At 63.3% G+C, this 19,196-nt stretch carries 10 protein-coding genes and 2 pseudogenes; 5 read left to right on the top strand and 7 right to left on the bottom strand.

Annotated features, from left to right (window positions below; genetic code table 11):
* The first annotated feature begins 180 nt into the window (after positions 1-180).
* The 5 genes and pseudogenes from zorA to HWX62_RS08360 form a co-directional block, all read left to right on the top strand.
* Positions 181-2,184 (top strand): anti-phage ZorAB system protein ZorA, encoded by a 2,004-nt coding sequence (zorA, locus tag HWX62_RS08380; protein ID WP_234461224.1) that lies wholly within the window; start codon positions 181-183, stop codon positions 2,182-2,184.
* A gap of 3 nt (positions 2,185-2,187) precedes the next feature.
* Entirely contained in the window at positions 2,188-2,913 is a 726-nt protein-coding gene (locus HWX62_RS08375; protein ID WP_006490605.1) for a flagellar motor protein MotB, read from the top strand.
* Positions 2,910-4,550: an EH signature domain-containing protein gene (locus tag HWX62_RS08370; RefSeq protein ID WP_175929456.1), complete on the top strand. Its 1,641-nt coding sequence runs from the start codon at positions 2,910-2,912 to the stop codon at positions 4,548-4,550. The genes HWX62_RS08375 and HWX62_RS08370 overlap by 4 nt, the downstream gene beginning before the upstream one ends.
* A gap of 4 nt (positions 4,551-4,554) precedes the next feature.
* Positions 4,555-8,316, top strand: coding sequence for an SNF2-related protein (locus HWX62_RS08365; protein ID WP_175929455.1), 3,762 nt, complete (start codon positions 4,555-4,557; stop codon positions 8,314-8,316).
* Positions 8,317-8,497: 181 nt separating this feature from the next.
* A pseudogene (locus HWX62_RS08360) lies at positions 8,498-8,758 on the top strand (transposase); the annotation flags it as partial.
* A 255-nt stretch (positions 8,759-9,013) separates the two neighbouring features.
* Here the strand turns inward: HWX62_RS08360 and glmS are convergent.
* From glmS to HWX62_RS08325, 7 genes and pseudogenes are all read right to left on the bottom strand, one after another.
* Positions 9,014-10,831 (bottom strand): glutamine--fructose-6-phosphate transaminase (isomerizing), encoded by a 1,818-nt coding sequence (gene glmS, locus HWX62_RS08355; protein ID WP_175929454.1) that lies wholly within the window; start codon positions 10,829-10,831, stop codon positions 9,014-9,016.
* A gap of 49 nt (positions 10,832-10,880) precedes the next feature.
* Entirely contained in the window at positions 10,881-11,969 is a 1,089-nt protein-coding gene (locus HWX62_RS08350) for a hypothetical protein (protein ID WP_175929453.1), read from the bottom strand.
* 91 nt (positions 11,970-12,060) lie between these two features.
* Positions 12,061-14,199 (bottom strand): annotated as a pseudogene (locus tag HWX62_RS08345) (hypothetical protein).
* Positions 14,200-14,532: 333 nt separating this feature from the next.
* Complete coding sequence (locus HWX62_RS08340) at positions 14,533-15,303, bottom strand: hypothetical protein (protein WP_175929451.1); 771 nt, start codon at positions 15,301-15,303, stop codon at positions 14,533-14,535.
* 13 nt (positions 15,304-15,316) lie between these two features.
* A complete protein-coding gene (locus tag HWX62_RS08335) occupies positions 15,317-16,390 on the bottom strand; it encodes a YaiO family outer membrane beta-barrel protein (protein WP_244135998.1) in 1,074 nt (357 codons plus the stop codon).
* Positions 16,341-17,360, bottom strand: coding sequence for a polymer-forming cytoskeletal protein (locus HWX62_RS08330; RefSeq protein ID WP_175929449.1), 1,020 nt, complete (start codon positions 17,358-17,360; stop codon positions 16,341-16,343). Before HWX62_RS08330 ends, HWX62_RS08335 begins: the two co-directional genes overlap by 50 nt.
* Positions 17,361-17,363: 3 nt before the next feature.
* The gene (locus HWX62_RS08325) at positions 17,364-18,926 is read right to left on the bottom strand and encodes a glycosyltransferase (protein ID WP_175929448.1); all 1,563 of its coding nucleotides are present in this window, start codon (positions 18,924-18,926) and stop codon (positions 17,364-17,366) included.
* Between the last annotated feature and the right edge of the window lie 270 nt (positions 18,927-19,196).

Here is a 19,196-nt window from a genome sequence, read left to right as displayed (position 1 = left end):
GAGTCCGGACTGTAGTTTCGATCCAGCGTCAGACCTTCGATGGTTGAAATATGCAGACGCTGTATGGCGTAGAGAGCGCGTCGCGTGCCGTAGAGCAGGCCGCTCGCGAGCCGCCAAATTGAATTGACCAAGAATAGAATTGACCAAGAATTGCACGGGGAAGAAGTACAAATGCCAAGCATGAATCTGAGTGAGCTTGCAGCGGAGTATTGGCACATCGGCGTGGTCGCGCTGGTCTTGGTCTGTCTATCGCTGGACTTTCTAGTCAGGTTTTTCATCCGGTCGTTTAAGCTGAGGCGCGATCTCGATGACGCGATCGAGGCGTTGCAGGCGATTCGTGGCGAGAAGAACGGGGAGCTTGTCGAACTCTCCGCGGTCGAGACCAAGGCGATGAAGTCCGAAGCTTTGTCCAACCCGTGGACCGAATATGCCAAGACGCTTCACAAGCAGCTTGGCGATGAGGACGAGCTGGGGCAGCAACGCATCAGGTGCTGGCGCTCGACAGCGCTGGCCGAGACTTTTTTCACGGATCAGGCAATCGTCGACAGTCGCTTGAAGACGGACTTCTTCAAGCATCTCCCCGGGGTGCTCACGGGCCTGGGGATCATCGGAACCTTCCTCGGCCTCATCAAGGGTCTCGTGCATTTCGATGTGAGCGTCGACCCGGCGGCGGCCCAAGCTCAGCTCCAAGGGTTGGTGAGTTCGGTGGGACATGCCTTCTATGTCTCGGCATTCGCCATCGGCCTAGCCATGTTGATTACTTGGATCGAGAAGACGATCGTCACGGTTTGTTATGGCCAAGTCGAGGACATTCGCGAACTGGTCGATAGCATGTTCAGGGGCGGGGCGGGAGAGGAATACCTGCAACAGCTCGCGAAGTCGTCCCAAGACGCGGCGACCCAAGCTCAGCAAATGCGCGACTCGCTGGTAGTCGATCTCAAAGAGATCCTCACGACGTTGACCGAACGGCAGATTGCGGCCCAAGCCCAGTACACAGGCCAGATGTCTGTCGACGTGGCCAAAGTCATTTCAGAATCGCTGGCCAGTCCCATGTCCGCGATGGCCGAGGCTGTCCAGAAGGTCAGCGGTAGTCAGGGAGACGCTGTCAACAAGCTATTGACCGACGTGTTGGCGAGCTTCTCTGAGCAAATGCAGGAGATGTTTGGCGGCCAGATGCGCGGCATGAGCGATCTGTTGCAAAAGGCCAGTGAATCGATGCAGGCCACGGCGATTCAATTCGGACAGCTTGCGGCGAACATGGACGCCGCCGGTAACAATACGGTGGACTCGATGGGCGAGAAGCTCGCCCAAGCGCTCGATGCGATGGACGTCCGGCAGTCGGCGATGAACGCTCGGATGGGAGAATTCATCGAGCAGATTCGCTCGTTGGTCGCGCAGTCTCAGTCCGAGACCGGTGAAAAGCTACGAGAGGCGTTGGCGGCGGTCGGGACTCAGGTCGCGGGCGTGGTCGAGACGCTGCGAAAGCAGGCCGAGGAGGCCGCTGAGTCGCAAGGCCAACGCGCCCGGCGGTTCGAGGAGTCGACTGGCCAGGCGATCAACTCGCTCTCCGGCCAAGTTGAGCAACTGCTCTCGCAGTCCGTGGAGACCAACAAGTCCTTGCAGACGTCCGTGTCGGCTTTGGCCGGCGCGACAGACCGGGCGATGGCTAGCCTCAATTCGGGGGTGGAAACCCTCTATGTCGCAGCCAGCGACTTCGCGAAAGCCGGTTCAGGAGTGTCCGAAACGATGCGCTCGGCCTCCACGGCCACCGATTCGATCAAGACGGCCTCCGCGCAGCTCTCGACGGCGACCGACAACGCCAAGGGGATCTTCGCCGACTACGCACGCACGCGCGACACATTCGCCACGATGGTCGCGGAGCTGCGGCAGACCTTCGAGTCGGCCAAGAAGGATGCTGCAATGACTTCGGAACTCGTTGGTAAGATCCAGGCAGCGGCCCGCGAACTCGCAGCGGCCCAGCAGCAGTCAGAGGACTATCTCAAAGGCGTCACCGAGGTCCTCGTGGGTGCGCACGAATCCTTCCGCGACAACATTGACAGAACGCTGGGTGAGGGCAATCGCAAGTTCCAGTCTGAGCTATCGAACGCCGTCAACCTACTGTCCGGAGCGATCAAGAATTTGGGCGATGCGGTTGATGAGATTCCGGCCGGTCGAGGGCGATAAGCGATGTTTGGTCCGAAATCATCTAGGCGGCGCAATGGCAGGGACGAAGGGGAGAAGCCCTTCTGGATTTCCTTTTCCGATTTGATGACGGCGCTTATGGTGCTGTTCCTCGTGTCGATGGCAGTCGCCCTGATCGCCATCACGCAGAAGCAAAAGGTCATTGACGACACGATCGAATTGCGCAAGAAGACCATCGCACAATGCTTGACCGAAGTCGAAGATGTTACCAAGCGCCCCGAGTTCAAGGGAGTGACGGTGCACGGCAACTCGATCGACTTCGGCGCAGTCGTTCTGTTCGCCGATCAGCACCACTCGTTTGAGAGGTCGGCCGACGAGCGCTTTATTCGCAGCTTCGTCCCCGAGGTGTTGAAGGTGGCTCGCGCAAAGAGCTGCGAAACGTGGCTTAAGCGTGTTGTAGTCGAAGGCTTCGCCAGCCGTACCGGTAACTATCTCTACAATCTGAATCTAAGCTACCTGCGATCTCAGCGAGTCTTGTGCGCGTTGCTAAACACACAAGTTCCCGACGCGCTCTCCGAAGCCGATCGAAGGCAGATTCAGACGCTCTTCTTGGTCGGCGGCTCGTCCTTCAACACTGCATCCAACGATGGTCCGGCACGCATGCGACGGGTCGAGGTCAGGTTAGAGTTCCGCGATTTCGGATCGGCGGCTGAGCCGACGCCAGACATTCCACTTGATCCGGGCAAGTCTTGTCCGAACGACCTGCGATGAACGAAGCGCTGGAATTGCTGCGATCAGGCTTGGCCCGCTCGTTCACGCAAGCGGCGAAGAATCCCGACCTATGGCTAGACGCGAAATCGATGGAGCACGCGAAGGAGCGCGTGATTCGCGATCATGGCGGAGCGGCGATCAAGGTGGATAGTCGGACCATTTGGGCTTCGATCGAGGACTTCCGACGGCTTGGCCATGCCGCGAACTTCCGCGAGCTCAAATACGTTTGCCTAGGTGTTTCCGCTATGGATGCCAAGGGCTGGTGCATCCTCGCTGAGGAAAGATTGCGTGAGCAGGTAGGCAAACAGGTCGAGGAACAGGTGGCTATCCATCGCAAGCTGCGCTGTTTTCAAGCATTGCTCGCCTCTTACTTCTCGTTTGCGCTTGGAGCGTCCAATCTTGACCCAAAGGCGGTGAAGGGCTGGACGACACTTCGGACTTGGCTCCAACGTCAGCGGCAGCAATTGGCCATTGCCTTGGACCACGTTCCGCCTTGGTTCGAAGCTCTGGATCGACATTCTGAATTTCTGACTGGGCGGCCCTGTGACAAGTTCGTCCCTGACTTGATGCGCGGCGATGCGTCCTCGCTCGAAGAAGCGATGGACAGCCTAGGCATCGATCGCGATTCCTGGGTGATGGAGGCGGCCGTCTTTGCGCAGATGGAGGCAGCGGAGAAGCTTGACGATGTTCGTTTCAAGGCGGCACTACCTGATCTGCTGCGCATCGCAATGGGTGAGGCGGGCGCGAAGGTCGGCGAACGGCTGCGGATTCGCGGCATCGCGTTACTGGTTTCCCGATATGCGCGTTGCTCTGCAACGCCAGAGCACCCTGGGCTGCGCGACGCGGCAGTCGGCGTCATTGGTAACCCTTGGTTGCGCAGAGCGAGTTGGGATGCGCACGTCGTAGACGCGGTAAAGCAGCCCGACACGCGTGCGAGAGAGATGGTTTTCGGGTGGCTCAAAGGCCGGCTCATCCAGGATTTCTTTGAGTTGCTCAGCGCCGAAGATACTGGCGATACGCGGCGCCTCGTCTATTGGCTGCGTTTCGCGCCCTTCGTCGACGATATGTGGTTCGCTCTTGGCCCCACGGCGCAATACCGAAGCGATCGGCTATTCAGGGAGTTTCGTGAGCGTGCGAAAGGGCGGCTCCTAGACCTTGAAGGCGCGTCGGGCGACAACAACGCGTTCGTGATGAGGATTGGTGCTCATGTCGCCATTGAGTTTGGCGCCACAGGCCACGCGTTCTATCTGCTTCGCTGGGACGCCTTGCCGCCAGCCGTATCTAGGGCGCTGACTTCGGGTAAAGCGAAGGACTATGTGGTGCTCAGCCAACTGAAGCCGGAACTCCACGAATGGAAGCAGAGTCACCGGGATGCGCCTGTCGCTCTCAGAAGTTGGGAACAGAAGTTTGACGACGAACTCTTACCGCGATTGGGTGTGGCGCCGAAAGAGCGGCCGGTATGCGTACCTGATCTCGAAAAGCTGTTGGAAGGGCGTAATGTCACCGTGACGGATAACAGGGCCAAGGGGGGCGCGCTTCGGATTGGGCCAGATGACGAACTGGCCGGCGTAGCTCGTCAGCTTGCAGCCTTGGGTATGCAGCAGCCGCGGCGCGGCCGTGGTTGGATCAAGGAGTGAGGAGATGATCCGATTGTTCGGTTCGAGGCGAGTCGGCGAGCAAGCCGAAGTTCACCCCCGTTCGAAGATCAATGTGTCTTGGGGGCGCCATGGCGTAGCATTTATTCCGGACCCTGCTGATGAGGCGTGGCTTGATGAACCCAGCGTGTTCGGCGCCGACTCCGAACTAGTGCTATTGCTTCGGCAGTTAGAGGAGGAGGGCTACATCGAGGTGCGGCCGTCCGGCGCGTCGATGGACTGGGAGTCCTATTATCGCCTTGAAGCAGTGGAAGGTTACTCCGCCTCGCTTCATCTGTTGAAGCTCCCCGCAAAGCGCGGCTGGCGCCCGATGTTGTCCAGCCGCGGCGGGCTCTCGGATGCAACTTTCGCCATCGGAATCTCGGGCTGGCGCGACCCGGCCGGCGCGCAGCCGAGCGGCAACGTGGAGATTCAGGGGGCGATCGTCTCTGCCGATGGCGAGCAATCGCTGCTCTCCGAGTCGGTATGGCGAGTGGTCCACGCCATTGCCGAGCGGCGCTCTCGTTCTGCGGAGGGATACAGCCCCGAAGACAACAAACGAGATTGGGCCAGAATCAGACGGCATGCCATCGACGCGAATGCTGATCTTGCCGATTTCCTCGCCAAGACAATCGTACTCACTCCCGAACGGATCGACATCCAAATGCGTAAGGGCGGTGAGGGCGCACAAGACATGGTGGAGATCATGCCCGGCTTCGACGGTGCTCCGAGTCGATGGCTAGAAGTCTTCGATAGATTCGAAGTAGTCCCGGAGCGCTACGAGATACCGAACGGCTCCGGTCTGGTGCACGTCTTGATGTCGGAGGACGCGCGCGCGGTCCTGTCGGAGATTCGGCGGATGCCTGGGCGTCGGGTGGCCGGCGCTCGCGCGGAGGCCTTCTTGCGCAACCCGTTTGCGACGCTTGGCCCCTCGGCCGCAGTCGCGATCGACCCGGACCAGTTCGAGCGAGCGCGAGAGGATGCAGGCATCGTTTTCGAACGGTTTTCCGCACGCGTCGTCGCGGACCAATCTGGCTATCCGTGCGACGTCGGCTTGCTCATTGAGCAGGTCTTCGAGGGCAAGCTGGTGGCGGAGGAGTCCAAGTTCGAGTCCGCCACCGAACTCGGATCGTTCATCGCAAAGATGGAACAGCGCTTCGCCACTGGAGCGCAGTGCTGTCATTGGAAGGGATTCGACCTCGAAATCCTGGGTGACTCGCCAGATCAAGTTGAGAAACTGCGTTCGGCGTTGGCCAAGCTCGCCTCGCCGCGCAAGATCACGGTATCCGACATCTTTGATCTCTCACTGTATTCCGAGCGCATAGAGGGTTTCGGGGTAGAGAAGCCCTATTACTCGCCCTTTATCGCCAAGAAAGGCGACGGCGGTTGGGTGCCGGAGAACGTCGACCTTGGTCTATGGTTCACCGACTCGAAGGGCGAGACGGTGGCGATACCGCTCGATGGGCGCAACCTCGACAAGTTCCGCAAGGAGGTTGAGCAGGCTGAGCAGGAAAAGCGAGAGAGCTTTTCCTTTCCTGGGTGTCCGAGACCGGTGCCGACGGGCTGGGCCAAGGAGGCTCTCGAAACCCTCGGCAAGGTTAAGGAAGAAGTCAAAGGCGGCAACTACATTCCTGGCAAGGACAAGTCGGCTCGCAAGATGGTCGAGCGCAAGGGCTTGGTGGTCAAGCCCAATGTAGATGGACTTGATTACGAGGAGCGGCGTGGAGATCTGTCAGCGGATAAGGCGCCACCCGCGATACCATCGAGCCTACGCCCCGATATTGAGCTCAAAGACCATCAACGAGACGGTTTAGCTTGGCTACAAAATATGTGGCGCAATTCGCCGTCGGTATGCCGTGGCGCACTCTTGGCCGACGACATGGGCTTGGGAAAGACCGTTCAGTTGTTGGCCTTCATGGCCTCGCTGCTTGAGCTCGAGCCCCGCATCGATCCATTCTTGGTCGTCGCGCCCGTTTCGTTGCTGGACAATTGGAAGGCCGAAATCGAGAAATTTTTCGTTGAGGGAGCGATGGATGTCCTCACGCTGTATGGCCCGAACGTCGCGGCAAAGCGAGCACCGAGGTCCGCGCTTGATGACGGGTTGATTGAGTCGGGTTCGCCCAAGCTCTTAGCATCGGACTGGCTCGGTTCGGCAAACGTGGTGCTGACGACCTATGAGACATTGCGCGACCTGGAATTCTCCTTAGCTGCGCAGAAGTGGTCGGTCATGGTTTGCGACGAGGCCCAAAAGATCAAGAACCCCAACGCGATGGTGACGCGGGCCGCCAAGAAGCAGAACGCCAGACTGAAGATCGCATGCACCGGCACGCCCGTCGAGAACACGTTGGCTGATCTGTGGTGCCTATTCGATTTTGTGCAGCCTGGCTTGCTAGGTTCGTTGAAGGACTTCGGCAGCAAATACCGCAGGCCCATCGAGGTGGAGACCGACGACGAGAAGGCGCGCATTGAAGAGCTGCGCGGCCTTATCGAGCCACAGAAGCTGCGTCGCACCAAAGCCGAGGTCGCGAAGGACCTGCCTAAGAAGATCTTGCATGAGGGCTGTCGCAAGCTGCCGCTTTCCGCGCGCCAGCGGGCGCTCTACGCGGATGCGGTGGCTCAGTTCAAATCACGTGGGCAAGGGCAGGGTAGTGGGCTGCAATCGCCTTTAGGTCTGCTGCAATACCTGCGCCGCCTTTGCTCTGATCCGCGGCCTCCCGGTCATATTGCCACCAGCGATGAATCCGTCGAGACCATCAAGAAGGCGTCGCCCAAGATGGACTGGATGCTGCGGCGGCTCAGGGAAATCGAGGCGTCGGGATCTGGCGACAAGGTCATCGTCTTCTGCGAGTTCCGGGACTTACAGCGCGTCATTCAACGCGCCATATCTGAGGTGTTCGGATTCGTGCCAGACGTGATCAACGGTGATACCTCGACAGAATCCGGGGCCGCAAGTAGTCGCCAAACCCGTATAACGGCTTATCAGCAAAATCCTGGTTTCGGCGTGATCATTCTTTCCCCTCTTGCAGTCGGCTTCGGCGTCAACATCCAGGCTGCCAATCATGTCATTCACTACACGCGCACATGGAACCCCGCGAAGGAAGACCAAGCCACTGACCGCGCGTATCGAATTGGGCAGCAAAAGGATGTGTACGTCTACTACCCCGTTGTGGTTGGCGGCGACTTCGTGACTTTCGACGAGAAGCTGGACGTGTTGCTTGAACGGAAGCGCGCGCTGTCCTATGACATGCTCAATGGGGTTGGCGATGTGACCCCATCTGACTTCGCTGACATCGAAGCGCCGGGTGGTGGTTCGCCATTTGGCGAAGATCTCTTTAATCCTGTCGATGTCGGTTCCTTGGGACCGGATGCATTCGAGTCCTTTTGCGCGTTGCTGTGGAGCAAGCAAGGTTACTCGCGAACAATCAAGACGCCGAAGACGGGGGATGGCGGTGTGGACATCGTTGCAATCAAAGGCAATCGTGGCGCGCTCATCCAATGCAAGAGCTCTGGTGTCGAGGGTAAGGAGATGGGCTGGGAGGCTGTCAAGGATGTCGCGGCCGGTTCCGTGGCCTATTCCGCGCGCTACCCGGGCGTCGAGTTCCAACTCATTGCGGCCACCAATCGCCGGTTCAATCAATCGGCCCGACAGCAAGCGTCACTGCTGAACGTGACGTTGATCGAAGGGAGTGATCTAGTCGATTTACTTTTCAAGCACCCGACTAAGCGAGGTGAACTCGATCGCTTCGCAATGGCTGGCTGGTCACAGTGAAGAGAAGAATATGTCGCGACCGGTGGATCATACTCGTCAGCCCGGTGCCACAATGCGAGGCTCGGCGATCCGCCCGACATAGACAGTTTGCGAATAAATCAGAGTCTGGGAGGCTCAGCCCTGCAAATCAACTGACCTGCCTGATTTCGTCGTGCCATTTCAATCTTGGAGAACGGCCTCGGTTAACTTCTCGCGTCCTGGCAAGCCGACCGACAATGCGAAGAATGAATCCTTCAACGGACGCTTTTGGGAGGAGTGCCTCAACGGACACGGGTTCTTGTCGCTTGAAGACGCCAGACGCAAAATCGAAGTCTGGCGCGAGTACTATAACGAGGCGCGCCCTCACTCTGCGCTGCAGTGGATGACACCGGCGGAATTCGCCCGCCAGTGCACTGATCGGGCCGATTCGGCCCGCCCCGAAGAGCCGGAATTTTCCAGCTAAGACTGGGACGGAAATTGGGCTAGCCTCAGGATTCTAGGTGGCTAGATCAATCTAGGTCAACATAGCAGGGGTGTGGTCATTGATAAGTAACTGTAAATAATGATGTTTTTTGGATCGGTGAAATTCGATCAACGTGGAGGAATATTGTGTCTTTCGGCCTTCTAGGCCGTAGGTTACACGTTCGAATCGTGTAGGGCGGGCCAGTTTGATCAATTGACGACCTTCACGGGTCCGCCGGCGTCAAAGAACCGCTCGTCACTCCACCGTCACCGATTTCGCCAGATTCCTCGGCTTGTCGATATCCGCGCCCCGCAAGCACGCCGCATGATACGCGAGCAACTGCAATGGCACGACGTGCAGGATCGGCGACAACAACCCGTAGTAATCCGGCATCCTCAGCACCGACACGCCTTCGCCGTTATCGATCCGCGTGTCGGCATCGGCGAACACGTAAAGCTGCCCGCCGCGCGCCCGCACTTCCTGCATGTTCGACTTGAGCTTTTCGAGCAACGCATCGTTCGGCGCGATCGTGGCAACGGGCATCGTATGCGTGACGAGCGCGAGCGGCCCGTGTTTCAACTCGCCCGCCGGATACGCTTCCGCGTGGATATACGAAATCTCCTTCAGCTTCAGCGCGCCTTCGAGCGCGATCGGGTAGTGCAGCCCGCGCCCGAGAAACAGCGCGTTTTCGTGCTGTGCGAATTCCGCCGCCCAGCGCTCGATCTGCGGTTCCAGCCCGAGCACGTCCTCGAGCGCGCCGGGCAGGCGCCGCAACTGCGTCGTATAGCGCGCGAGCTGGGCGTCGTCGACGTAGCCGCGCAGCCGCCCCAGCGTCACGGCGAGAATGAACAGCGCGACGAGTTGCGTCGTGAACGCCTTGGTCGACGCAACGCCGATTTCCGGGCCCGCCCGCGTCAGGAAGCGCAGGCCGGTCTGGCGCATCATCGCGCTGGTCGGCACGTTGCAGATCGCCAGCGTGTCGATGTGGCCGAGCGCCTGCGCATACTTCAACGCGGCCAGCGTGTCGGCGGTCTCGCCGGACTGCGACACGCTGACCACCAGCGTATTCGGCATCGCGAGCGCGTCGCTGTAACGGTACTCGCTGGCAATCTCGACCTGCGCGGGGATGCGCGCGATCGTCTCCAGCCAGCGGCGTGCAGTCAGCCCGGAGTAGTGGCTCGTGCCGCACGCGAGGATCAGCACGTTGTCGATCTGCTCGAACGCGCGCGCGGCGTCCGGGCCGAATACCGCGGGATCGAACAGCCCGGCATCGGGGATGGTCGCGGCCACGGCCTGCGGCTGCTCGAATATTTCCTTCTGCATGAAGTGCCGGTAGGGTCCGAGCTCGACCGCACCCTGCGTGGACGACACGGTCTGGATCGCGCGTTCGATCGGCGCACCCGTGCGATCGAGCACCCGCACGCCGCCCGGCGTCAGCTCGACGATGTCGCCTTCCTCGAGAAAGATGAAGCGATCGGTGATGCCGGCGAGCGCGAGCGCGTCGGACGCGAGAAAGCATTCGCCGTCCTTCACGCCGACCACGAGCGGCGAGCCGGCCCGCGCGCCGATCAGCCGCTGCGGCTCGTGCTTGCTGAACACCGCGATCGCGTAGGCGCCGTGCAGTTGCGAGGTTGCATCGCGTACGGCGGCGAGGAGGTCGCCGCGATACTTGCTGTGGATCAGGTGCGCGACCACCTCGGTGTCGGTCTGTCCGTCGAACTCGTAGTGTGCGTCCGACAGTTGCTTGCGCAACGTTTCGTGGTTCTCGATGATGCCGTTGTGCACCAGCGCGATTTCGTCGCGCGAGAAGATCGGATGCGCGTTGCAGGTTGCCGGCGCGCCGTGGGTCGCCCAGCGTGTGTGCGCGATGCCGGTGCTGCCGGTCAGGCCGGCGCTGCGCACGTGGGCGTCGAGATCGGCGACGCGCGACATGCTGCGCTCGCGGCGTGCCTGGCCGTCGACGACGGTCGCCACGCCGCACGAATCGTAGCCGCGATATTCGAGGCGGCGCAAACCTTCGATCAGAATCGGGACGATGTCCCGTTGCGCGACCGCGCCGACGATGCCACACATGACACGTCTCCTTCCCTGTAGATGTCCCCGGACCGGGCGCACGCGTGGATCAGCGTGACGCGGTCTCCGTTGTCGCCGCCGTCGTGAAGCCGCATTGCGCGGGCGCGACCGGGTCGGCCATCCGGCTTTCGAATGCCAGATAAAGCGCTTCCTCCAGTACGTTCCAGTGTGCGCCGTGCCGGTACGGGCCCGATCGCGCATGCCAGCACGCAACCGTGCTCCAGTCGTTCATCTTGAATGCGACCAGTGCGATCAAGCCCCACGGATAGTCCGAGCCGGCGAGTTGCAGCCAGGTCTTGCCGTATTTCTGCATCCACTGCGCGTAGATCGTCTCGTTCGATTGTTGGGGAACCTGAATACCCGACAGAAGCGGAAAGATCTGCGCGACTTTCGCCGGATAGAACGTCGTATCGCTGATGCGCTGCGTGCTCGCGCGAAAGCCGGTCTGCGTGCCGCGCCAGAACACCTTCAGGATCGCGGACGCGAGCCGGTCGGCGCGCTGGCTCCACGGGCCGGCGCGCGCGTAGTCGGCGTGCCGGGCGTAATAGGCCGCGAGCGCCTGGAACGCGCTGTGTACCTCGACGTTGTCCATCAGCAGCGCGACGTGCAGCGTCGACGAGATCTGATAAACGCCCGCAGGCTTGCTGAGCAAGGTGTCGAGATGCGCACCCGCGCGATTGAGGCTGAGTTCCCATGCGGCGGGCAGGCCCTCGGGCGGTGCGAAGCGGGCGAGCAGTTCGATCCAGGTCGCCATCATCGCGTCGTCGGCGTCGGCTTCGGCGCAGGCGCTGTACTGGCCGCTCTTCACGCAGTAGCGATCGAAGCCGCCGTCCGGGCGCTGGCGGGGCAACAGCCACGCGATCCATGCGAGCGCGGCCTGATGGGCGTCGAGCCCGGCGTCTGCGGCGCCGAGCAGCGCCTTCGCCGCGAAATAAGGATCGATGCCGGCGCCGTTCAGGCGCACGGTGATCGCACCGTCGGGGCGTTGGTAGAGCCCATTGAGCTGAAGGTCGGCGGCGCACGCGGGCAGCGCCACGCCGCACCATGCGACACAGCAGGCGACGCACCACCGGCGGCATAGCCGGGCGGTGGCTGCCACGCGGGTGCGTGCAGCCGGGAAAAGCGCGGGCCGGTTCATGATCGGGGGCTCCTGCGCGGTGGTCCTGCGCAAATCCGCCGGGCGCGGCGTTGGCCGCGTCGCGCGCCGGCGGGTGTGTCGATGTCGCGGCTCAGTGCACCTTGGCGCTGGTGAACTTGAGACTGGTGCCGCTGTTCGCGGTCACGAGCCAGTATGTCGAGTCGGTGATGCCGACGCTGCCGAAGCCTTGCGTGATGATCGGCATGGCGAAGCCCTTCTTCGGCAGCAGCCACGTCATGTTCGCGAGGCTGGTCGGGTGGCTGGCGGCGAAAGCCCAGCCGCTGCCCGTATCGGTAGCCGACCACGTGACGTTCAGGCGTGCACGATCGAAGATCGTGATGTCGCTCATCGTGTACCACCTGAATTGACCTGTGAGTTTCAGCATATTGGCCTGCGAGAAGATCGCGGACAGTGTCGACGTATAGGACGACGCGCCGAGCGGGTGCGCGTAGATCAGCCGGCTCGTGCGGTTCGCGACGACGAAGTTCATCAGGGATGCGTACCAGTTGTTCACGTCGCTGGTCGGCACCGCGTACTGCTGGAACTCCTCGAACGTCGCGTACTTGCCGAACGGCATCACGGGGTAAGCCCACAGGCCCGGGTTCAGCAGCGCGCCGTTGCGGTACGCGCGAGTCGGTGGGGAGCCGGTGTGGCCGGTGAAGTAATAGCCGTTGAAGCCGTTGGCCTCGAGCCAGTTCACCGACCAGGTCGGCGTGTTGCCTTCCGGCGCCGCGTACTCGACGTCCGGCTGGCCTGTGGCGGCCTGGACGGCCTGGTGGTTCATCACCAGGTATTGCGTGAACGTGCTCGCGTTCGTTTCGCTCGCATTCGCGCCCCAGTAGTCGTGAATCCAGCCGCCGTGGCTGCCGACGTGCTGGCCCTTGGTCAGGAAATACTTGACGAGATTCTGCGCGGTCGGGTTGTTGGCGAGGTTGATGCCGTTGCCGTCGCCGAAGGTCGCTTCATCGGGGCCCGCGGTGATCACGAGCGAGAACGGCCCGTTGTTTCACACGCCGAGGCTCTTCAACTGAAGCGCCGGCTGGATCTGGTCGCCCGCGCAGAAGTGCCAGTTGAACACGAGCCCGGCCATCGCCTTCGGCAGCGGCGACAGCGACGGCAGGTTCAGCATCTGCGTGCCGAAATAATGCAGGTAGCCGTGAATCAGCATGCCGTCGGTCTGGCCGTCGAGGTAGGCGAGCGGCAGGTTGACGAACAGCACGCCGCCGTTGCCGTACGTGTTGTAGCCGGACACCAGCCCGAAGCTCGGCGAGGTCAGGATCGTCGTGCCGGTGTACGTGCCCTGCGTGACGAAGCTCGGATAGGTGAGGAAGCCGTACACGTAGCCTGAGATGCCTTCGAGCGTGTCGGTCGTGGTGGCCAGCGTCGACGCGAGCGTGCTGGCCGTCTTGCCGGTCGACGTGCTCAGGAGCGAATTGGCGGCGTACGTCGTGGTCTTCTTCAGCTTGCCGGTGACGGTGCCGGTCAGCTTCGGGGCCGCCTGGTTCAGCACGCCGCTGCCCGTGGGCGACGTCGTGTACTGGAACCATGCACCGTGGTTGTAATTGGCGAGGCCGCCCGGGTTCGACGGGCTGGCAGCCAGAAACTGCGCGGTGCCCGACGTCGAATTCGTCGACGTACTCGTGCTGTTCGTCGACGCGAGCGCAGTCGCGGTCGTGGTGCTCGACGACGTCGTGGTCCACGCCATCGACTTGCCGGGAGGCACCTGGAGCGTGCGCAGCCAGCTGCTCATGCCGGTCACGTTGCCGAGGCCGATCATGTTGCCGCCGTATTGGTCATACAGCACGTAGTCCACACCGACCATGCTGCTGAAGCGCGATTTCGGGCTGACGTAGAAGCCGGCGGAATTCAGCACGCCGAAATCGTAGACGAGCATCACCTTGCCGCCGTTCAGCGCATAGTTCTGGATCGCGGTGACCAACGTGTCGGCCGCCGTCGTATGCACCTGATCGGGCAGGATCAGGCCCGGATACTGCGACAGCGAAGCGCCGGCCGCCATGAACTGACTGTCGGTCATCACCGTGATCTGCAGCCCTTCCTCCTGCGCAGTGTCGAGCCATGCGGACACGCGCGGATCGGGCAGCGTCAGCGTGTCGGGCACCAGCAGAAGGAGCTGGTTGGTGGCCGCCTGAACACCGCCCGGACTGAATGCGAACGCGAGCGCGAACAGCGCGAACAGGGTCCGCAAGAACTTGCCTGACTTTGCCAACATGGTGTGCTCCTCGCTCAAGGAATGGGGGCGTGCGGCAGCCGTGATGCGCGTGCCGCCAGGTCGACCAATCCAGCCCCGCAGGTGTGTGCGGCTGCCCGGTTCGTCGGCGATCGAGCGGCGCGCGTCGACGGCGGCCGGACTGCGCAAATGCGCCGGGTGCCGCGCTGCCTTCGCCGATGAGAGGACTCGATGCGACACGTCGAAAGAAGCGAACAACGTGCCATTGGCGCAGGAGGCCCGGTCCTGCTGGCTTCCTGCTACGCGGGCCGGGCGGCAGGTCCGGAAACACGGCGGATTCGTTTCATCGCTGATACGGCGCGTCCGGACGCGCTATCAGCAGACGGAATCGCGATCGCGCGTCAGCGCGCCGGGCCAGCTTGCGCAGTAGGTGTAGAGCGTGACCAGCAGGCCGATCAGCAGCGGCCCGCCGAGCAGGAAATAGCAGAACGGCAGAAACAGCAACGAGCCGTGATGGACGATCGCCGCGTGCAGCAGCAGCACGAACGGCAGCGCGAACACGAAGTAGCCGAGCACCAGCAGCGACGCGGCGGCCTTTTGCAGCAGCGAGAAATCGAGCGGGTAGTACAGCGCGGCCATGACCAGCGGAATCAGCGCGATCGCCGCGCCGTGCAACACGAACATGTCGCGCAGATGCAGGTGCGGGACATACGGGAACGTGCCGGGCGCGAGCCAGAAGTACACGCAAATCAGCAGCTGGGTGAAGCTCGCGATACGTAACAGATATGCAACAGGCAGCCAGCTCGTCCGCCGGATGAAAGACGCGGCGAAGCCGATCGCACAGAGCGTGGCGGTGATGGCCAGCAGCACGTCGCCCGGCATGCGGGCCGCAACGTCGATCGACAGCAGCGGTACGCGCGGCGCGTCGGGCGGATAACCGATCACGATCACGTGAAGCGCCGGATCGATCTGGTGCGCGCCCCACGCCATGACCGCGCGCCAGTAGCGCCACGCCAGCGGCAGTCCGAACCATAGCGACGCGTAAAGCGCGGGCGTCAGCAGCGCAATCGACGACAGCCAGCGCTGCGGGTGCGCGTGCGTGCGCAGCGAACGGTCGACGGGAGGACCGACGGGATGCGTGTGCATGGCGTCCGCCCGGTTACCAGCGATAGAAGACGCTGAGCTCGCCGCCGATCCGTGAGTAATACGGGTTGTGGTAATAGCTGAATTCGAGTTGCGTGCCCCACTTGCGCGTGAACCAGTAGCGCCATTTCGCGGTGATCTCGTGGCTGCGGAAATCCGCGATCTGCGTGCCGGAGCCTGTCACTTGATAGGCCTCGCGGCCGACGCCGCCGCGCAGCACGATCACGCTCTTGCCGACTTCGCCGTAGGTGACGGCGCCGTAGTAGGCGGGCGCCTTCACCGCTCCGGGCGAATCGACCGTATAGTTCGCGCCCGCCTCGAAAATCCACTTCGGCAACGCATACCAGATCACGCCGGCGTGATACAGCTGATCGCGGTGGCCGCTGCGGTTCCATGCGTAGCCGGCGCCGAGCGACACGACGAGCGAACGATCGGACAATAGCTTGCGGTTGATCGACACGTCGACGCGTGCACTCGGCAGGATCGTGCCCGACGTGGTGCCGGAAAAGCCGATCCCGCCGAACCAGTCGGGGCCGAGGTTCTGTACGTAGGTCAGCGCGCCGAGCTGCGTGTTCTCGCCGAAGCGGTGCAGTTGCGCGAGTTCGCCGAGCACGGTACGACCGCCGTCCTGGTAGACGCCGCGCAGATGCACGCCGTACCAGTCGCCGTAGCCGTGCGTCAGGTGCGCGCTCGAATAGCCGAGCGACAGTTCGGTATGCGATTCCTGCGGCGCTTGCACATGTGTGACGATTGCATCGGGCAGCGGCGGCCGGTTCGTATCCTCCGGCGTGAACTCGGCGAGTGGCACGCCGTCCGGCAGGCCTTCGGCGTCGACGCGCACGAACATCGACTCGTCGCGCATCCGTGGCGTGATGACGGTCGCGGGGGCCGGGGGCTGCAGGGCCGGCGTGGCGTCGGCGTCGTCCGGCTGCTCCGCCAGCGCCGCGGGCGCGCCGAAGGCGATGCCGCACAGCATCGCGAGGGTGGCAACCGGCACGCGCGGGCCGCGATGGCTGGGGCGATCGGACATGACGCGCTCCTTAACGGGATGTGTGGAACCAGCCGCTGCGCCACGCGACGAGATCGCCATGCACGCAGGCGTGATTGACGATCGACACGTCTCGCGCGCATGCGCTGACCGGATGACCGGCGACTCCGATGCGCGCCCCCGTGAGCCGCAGCAGCCCGCCGGCCGACACGACGCCGTCGATGCAGCTGCCGCTCGCGAGCAACACGTCGTCGCGCGCGAACGCCGCGCCGTGCAGCAACGCGTGGCGTTCGAGTTCGACGCGATGCGCCTTGACGCTGCCGCGCAGCACGCAGCCTTCGCCGAGCACGAGCGTGCCTTCGACGATCAGGTTGCCTTGCACGACCGTGTGCGCGGGCAGGCGAACGTCGCACGACAACAGGTAGCGACCGTGCAGGAAGCGATGCGGCAGCGACGCGAAGTGGCGGGTCAGCGAGATCGCGCGGCGCGGGGCGGCCGGTGTGTCCGCCGGACGCGCGCCGGGCGCCGCGCCGAAGACGATCGGCTCGCCGTACAGGCACGCGAAGCCGCCGGCGCCGCGCATACGCACCGTGTCGCCCACCACGACACCGCGCAGCACCGCACCGTCGACGTCGATCAGCGGCGCATGCGCGAGCGTGCCGACCGTCGCGCCCGCGCGGATGTCGATGCGCTCGTCGGCGAACGCGTACGCTGCCCGCGCGCCGTCGTCGAGCGTGATCGTGCGATCGGCGTAGAGCACGTCGTCGCGATGCGTGTCGCGTGCGACGTGGATCGCGTCGGCGTGCTGCACGGCGAGACCGAGCGCTTGCCATGGCGGCGCGGCGGGCACATCCGCCGGCGGCGTGCCGGCCACATCCGCCGGCGGCGTGCCGGCCACGTGCGCGCGCAGCGCGTCGTGCCAGCGCGCGGCGAGCAACGCCTGATCGACGAACGGCCCGTCGCCGATCGGCAGCGCCGCGACGTCGCTGCGCCGGATCAGCTCATGCAGCATCGGCAGGAACGGCAGGGTGAGCACGCCGGCCACCGGCACCATCACGTCGAAGGTCGTCATCGCTCATCGCTCCGGTTTCAACTGCCGGCGAAAACGCTCGGTCTTGTCCCACTTCAGTTCGCGGCGCAACGCGGCGTCGAGCGCGAGGCCCCAGAGCGCGGAGACGACCGCCGCAATCGTCACGCAAAAGCCGACGACGTTGACCGGCACGAGCCGCAGGCGCGTCGCGCGGCCGTCGAGTCGCGCGGCGACGACGATCTCGAAGAACACGCCGAAGTTGCCGAAGGTGCTGAACGAGAACAGCGCGAACAGCGACAGGAGCAGGCCGAGCGCGGTCGAGTTGACGCCGTTGAACAGGTAGAGCGCGAGCGCGGCGCTCCACGCGATCGCGAGCAGCGCGGGCATCGCGAACACGCCGAGCAACAGTGCGCCGTCGAGCCGGCAGCGCCGCGAGATCAGCGGATTGCGCAGCACCGGCACCAGATGGCGCAGCATTGCCTGGTTGTGACCCTTCGCCCAGCGTGTCAGCTGCCGGGCGCGGACGGCCCAGCGCTCCGGCACTTCCTCATAACATTCGGCGTGGTTCAGATAGACCGTGCGCCAGTCGCTCAGCAGCAGGCGGTAGGTCATGTCGGTATCTTCGGCGAGCGTGTCGTCGCACCAGCCGCCCACGGCATCGAGCGCGCCCTTGCGGATGCCGCCGACCGTGCCGCCGTACTGCGGCACGAGATCGAGATTGTTGCGGGCTTGCTGATTGACCTGATAGCCGCCCGCGCGCTCGAGATCGAGCAGCCGCGCGAGCAGGTTGCTGTCGGCGTTCTGCGGCACGACGCGGCCCATCACCGCGCCGACTTCCGGATCGAAGAACGGCGCGACGAGTTCCTTCAGCAGCCCCGGACGCGGCAGGTAGTCGGCGTCGAACACCACCATGATGTCGCCGCGGATGAAGCGCAGCGCATCCTTCAGCGCGGCGGCCTTGCCCGGCTTGCCGGTCTCGCGGTGAAACGGCCGGATGAGTTCGGGCGCGAGTGCCCGGACTTCGTCGATCAGCGCGCGCGTGTTGTCGGTCGAGCGGTCGTTGACCGGGATGATCGTCAGCCGGTCGCGCGGGTAGGTCGTGGCCAGCAGCGCCATCAGGCAATCGACGATGACGGTTTCCTCGTTGTGAGCGGCGACGAACACCGTGAGCCGCGGCCAATCGCCGTGGGTCATCGTCCGGTAGGGCGCATGCTGCGGCTTGAACAGGCGGTCGAGGCTGAATACGTAATGCCGGGCGGCATACGCGCACGTCAGCAGCGTGAATAGCCACAGATACGCCACGCACGGCATCAGCAGCCACTCGGGATCGAACGCGATGCCCGGCGTGGTGGCGAGCGGCGGCTCGAGCGAGGCGTCCGCATCGGGCGAGGCCCGCGCGGCGATCGAGCGTGTCACGCCGTCGAGCGCGGTACGCTCCATCGCGATCGCGATGTCTGCAGCGTTCGTGGCGGTTACGGCAGCCACGCTGAACCGGGCCGGTTCGGCGTTTGCCTGCGAGGCGGTGTCGCGCACGATCAGCGCGCAGGCGAGCACGAGCAGCAGCAGGATGCCATGCTCGCAGAGTGACGCCGTCCGCGTGTGCTTCATGTCCTGGTCCCCGTGCCCGCGACGACGACCGACGCGCGCTGAAGGCGCTCCGTGGATCGCGCGGATGTCAAAGGGAAGCGGTAGCGCATTCGTCGTGGCGGGGCGATTGTCGGTTGCCCCGGACGGACGCGTCACGTCGCCTCCCGGCTTCGTTGCTTTGGCGTCCCTGTCCGTTTGCTGCCGTGCGTGTGCCGCGGGACGCACCTGTCCGACATCAAGCAAGGCCTGAGCCATCTGCCGGGATGCCCCGCGCAGCAAGGGGCCGAGCGC

The organism is Burkholderia sp. BCC0506 (assembly GCF_902833145.1).
Classification (GTDB): domain Bacteria; phylum Pseudomonadota; class Gammaproteobacteria; order Burkholderiales; family Burkholderiaceae; genus Burkholderia.
The sequence above is the reverse complement of the archived record's forward strand: the minus strand, read 5'-3'. Positions and strand labels throughout refer to the sequence as shown.